The organism is Hyphomonas sp. (assembly GCF_037969335.1).
Lineage (GTDB): Bacteria > Pseudomonadota > Alphaproteobacteria > Caulobacterales > Hyphomonadaceae > Hyphomonas.
Map to the genome: position 1 here is coordinate 1 of NZ_JBBKXE010000174.1, position 3,761 is coordinate 3,761.

A 3,761-nucleotide genomic window follows, 5' to 3' on the forward strand; every position below is an offset into this window, starting at 1 on the left:
GGCGGTCATGTCCTGCGCCATCGCGACACTCGGCCTCCTGCTCTCTTCGCCTGCCGTCATCATCGGAGCCATGCTGATCTCCCCGCTGATGGGGCCGATCATGCTGATGGGCTTCTCGCTCAGCATCCTGGATCTTCCGGCCATGCGCCGCGCCATGTTCTCGATGGCCTGCGGCGTCGTCGCCTCGATCACGATCTCGTTCCTGATCGTCAAGCTCTCGCCCCTGACCGAGATCACGCCCGAAATCATCGCCCGCACACGGCCGAACTTCTTCGACCTGCTCGTCGCCATCTTCTCCGGCCTGGCCGGCGGCTATGCCGTCATCCAGCGCAAGGGCGAAACCATTGTCGGCGTCGCCATCGCCACCGCCCTGATGCCGCCCCTCGCGGTCACCGGCTACGGCCTCGCGATCGGCTCTATGCCCGTCGCCGGCGGCTCCTTCTTCCTGTTCATGACCAACCTGCTCGCGATTGCCCTTTCGGTCACCATCCTGTCGCGCCTCTACAGTTTCGGCGCCAATCACGGCAAGCGCAGCACGCTCTGGCAGGGCGCGCTGATCTTCACCGTGTTCGCTGCGCTCTCGGTCCCGCTCGGGGTCGCCCTGCGCGACATCGCCTATGAGACGACTGCCATCAACACGGTCAAGTCAGCCCTGCTCACGCCCTTTTCCGACCTCGACTCCCGCGTCTCGGACGTGTCGGTGACCTTTCCGAAGGGCGCGGATATCCGCGTCGACGCCACCATTCTCACCCACACCCGCGTGCCGGATGCCGAAGCGCGCCTCATCACCGACCTCACCGGACGCCTTGGCCGTCCGGTCACGGTCAATCTCGGGCAGGTGCTGATCGACGAGGACAAGACGCTCGAGGCCGAGGCCTACCTGCGCATGGCGGACTCCTCCATCGCCGCGCCGCTCCGCGCCGAGATCTCCCGGATCGAGAGCCTCGGAATGCTCCGCCAATCCGAGACAGAACTGCGCGCTGCCGTCCCGTTCAAGCTGGCCGCAGCCGACATCGACGCCGAACACAAAACCGCCACGCTGCTCGCCGCACCGCATGACGGCCTGTCGATCTCGGCCTATCGCACCATGGAGGAAGGCCTGAAAACCAACTTCCCGGCCTGGACGATCCACATCGTCCCGCCGGTCGCCGAACTGCCGCTGATCGCATTCGACAATGGCAAGAACGCGATCTCGCCAGCCGGCGAGTCTGTCCTCGGCGACAGTATCTGGGCGCTCGAACGCTGGTCATCGAAATCGGTTGAAGTTGTCGGCTATGCCTCAACGGCGGGTGCACTGCAGCGCTTCGACAATCGCAACCTGGCCTACCAGCGCGCCGTCACCGTGGCCGACCGCCTCACCCAGGCCGGCTTCACCGCCTCGGCCGTCGGCGAATACCGCGCCTATCGCCAGACTGCCGACGAGAAACAGCTCGGCTACCAGCGCTTCCAGACCGTCCTCATCCGTCCGGGCTCATAGGGCGACGAACGCGGCAAATCCGGCGAGGAGTTCGCGAAGCCTCTCCCGCGTCGACTCGTCGGTCAGGTTGCCGTCGTTATCGAACTGTTCGCCCGCGCGCGATACCATGAGCCGCCCGTCGAACCAGGGCCGCATGCCCAGTGTGCGGACAACCGGCAGCCAGTGGTTCTGGCCCAGGATGGTGCCAAACCCGCCCGGCGACGCGCCGATGATCGCAACGGGCTTGCCGCGAAACGCATTGGTCTCGCGCGATGCCCAGTCGACCCCGTTCTTGAATACGCCCGGGATGCCATTATTGTATTCCGGCGTGACCAGCAGCAGGCCGTCCGCTTTCGCGATCGCGTCCTTGAACGCGATCACAGCCTCCGGCAGGCCATGCGCCGCTTCCTCATCCCCATCGTAAAGCGGAATGCCATGCAGCGTCATGCCGGTCATGCTCACCCCATCAGGCGCCACCTGCTCGGCGGCCCGCATCAGCCCGGTATTGAACGACGCTTTCCGCAGGCTGCCGGAAACAGCTAGGATATGGGTCATGCATCTGGCTCCATCCAAAACGATGACACCATCTAACATGTCTTCTTTTCCTGTGTCTCCCAGAGGTTTGTCCCCGGACCCGGAGCGAGCTTGCCCGCTTTCGTCGGGCTGCTAGACGCCAACCACATCCGGTCGCAACTGGTAGAATATGTACAGCACGTCTGATTTTTCCCGGTCGCCCACACCGCAGTCAGTCAATGCCTTCATCAGGTCATCAATCGACGCCATGTATTCATTATCGGATATGTTCATATGCTTGTGCACGCTCAACATATCCCTGCCAGTATAGACTTGCGGCCCGCCTGAACCGAGCGAGAAGAAATCAGCTGCCATCTGCTTCATTCGCGGCACATCGCTGCCCGCGAAGCGCGCAGAGATCAGCGGATTTGCCAGATGGTTGTCGACGAGATTCGAGGCAATCCGTGTGACACCTTCGGTGCCGCCAAGGCGGGAGAAAAGCGTGTCTGTCATGATAAGTCCTTTCATTGGTGGGGTTTTTGGGAGCTATTCACGTATCGCCCCGGCTTGAACCAGACTGACGGCCGATCCCGGTTTTCGTCCAGTCCAGTTTCTGTACCAGTCGGGCAGGCTTTCCGGCGCTAAGGTCGGCGCCGCGCCCGCCACTTGAGGAGACCCCGGTCATGACCAGCAGTTACAGGCAATTTTGCCCTGTCGCGATGGCGGCGGAAATCCTCTCGAAACGATGGACACTGCTCGTACTGCGCGAACTCATCGCGGGATCGACACGGTTCAACGACTTGCGGCGCGGCGTGCCGCGCATGTCGCCAACGCTTCTGTCTGCACGGCTGAAGGAGCTCGAAGCTGCTGGAATCCTCCGTATGCTGCCCGATTCAGCAGGGCCAGGCTTGAACGAATATCACCTGACAGAATCCGGCCGCGACCTGGCGGCGGTGATCGAGGCAGTCGGCATTTGGGGCCAGCGCTGGATCGAGGCCGATCTCAGCCTCGACAATCTCGATCCGGCCTTGCTGATGTGGGACATGCGGCGAAACCTGAACACCTCGCCCCTGCCCGACACCCGCAGCGTCATCAACTTCATCTATAGCGACCTGCCTGACTCGCAGAAGAATTGGTGGCTGATCGTCGAACCGACAGGCAGCGTCGATCTTTGCTACATTGACCCCGGCTTCGAGGTCGACCTGTTCGTTACGTCAGACCTTCGATCCATGACCGCCATCTGGCTCGGCCTGTCGACGGTGGGGAAAGCTGTCGCCGAGGACAAGGTCTACCTGGACGGCGACCAGGCGATCTCCTCCCACATGCAGCAATGGCTGGGTCTCAGCCATTTTGCCGACGAACCCAAGCGGGCGGGCTGACGGAAACAGCGCGCCTTATCCACCCCCTCCCATCCCTCGCGTATAATGTGCCGCGATGTACGCCCTCCTCACCCCCATGCCGGGCCTGCCCTGGTACCTGCTGCCGATCTGGCCGCTGATCTTCTGGCGCATCCAGCGCCTGAAGGCATGCGGCGGTCCGGGCTCTGAAATGCTCTGGGGCGTCGCGTGGAACGGGCGCGTTGTGGTCGTCCAGCTCTCGGATGACCTCACCGGCCCGCATCCGGGCAGTTTCCGGGCACCCGTGTCCGACCAGCTTAGGCAGGCGATGACCGACATCCCAACTCCGTGTCCCCGGCGAACGCCGGGGCTGCGAAGGGATCAGCAATCGCATTGCGATTGCCCCGCAGCAGGCCCAAGCGCAAGCGCAGGGCTGGTCCGGATCGGCCCCATCC

The 3,761-nt window shown here is 63.2% G+C and carries 5 protein-coding genes; 3 read left to right on the forward strand and 2 right to left on the reverse strand.

Annotation, left to right across the window (positions count from 1 at the left end):
- Nucleotides 1-1,477: DUF389 domain-containing protein (locus AADA04_RS13000; protein WP_340693699.1), on the forward strand; the 1,477-nt coding region annotated here is incomplete at its 5' end.
- Here AADA04_RS13000 and AADA04_RS13005 read toward each other — a convergent pair.
- Complete coding sequence (locus tag AADA04_RS13005) at nucleotides 1,472-2,011, reverse strand: NADPH-dependent FMN reductase (RefSeq protein ID WP_340693700.1); 540 nt, start codon at nucleotides 2,009-2,011, stop codon at nucleotides 1,472-1,474. The two genes, AADA04_RS13000 and AADA04_RS13005, sit on opposite strands and share 6 nt — an antisense overlap.
- Before the next feature lie 111 nt (nucleotides 2,012-2,122).
- Nucleotides 2,123-2,482: a group 1 truncated hemoglobin gene (locus AADA04_RS13010; protein WP_340693701.1), complete on the reverse strand. Its 360-nt coding sequence runs from the start codon at nucleotides 2,480-2,482 to the stop codon at nucleotides 2,123-2,125.
- 170 nt (nucleotides 2,483-2,652) lie between these two features.
- Between AADA04_RS13010 and AADA04_RS13015 the strand changes: the two genes are divergently transcribed.
- Nucleotides 2,653-3,348 carry a helix-turn-helix domain-containing protein gene (locus tag AADA04_RS13015; protein WP_340693702.1) on the forward strand — a complete coding sequence of 232 codons (696 nt, stop codon included), beginning with the start codon at nucleotides 2,653-2,655 and terminating at the stop codon, nucleotides 3,346-3,348.
- Nucleotides 3,349-3,403: 55 nt separating this feature from the next.
- Nucleotides 3,404-3,761: hypothetical protein (locus tag AADA04_RS13020; protein ID WP_340693703.1), on the forward strand; the 358-nt coding region annotated here is incomplete at its 3' end.

Coding starts and splice junctions, on each gene's coding strand:
- AADA04_RS13005 (WP_340693700.1), bottom strand. CDS start 2,011: ATGACCCATATCCTAGCTGTTTCCGGCAGCCTGCGGAAAGCGTCGTTC.
- AADA04_RS13010 (WP_340693701.1), bottom strand. CDS start 2,482: ATGACAGACACGCTTTTCTCCCGCCTTGGCGGCACCGAAGGTGTCACA.
- AADA04_RS13015 (WP_340693702.1), top strand. CDS start 2,653: ATGACCAGCAGTTACAGGCAATTTTGCCCTGTCGCGATGGCGGCGGAA.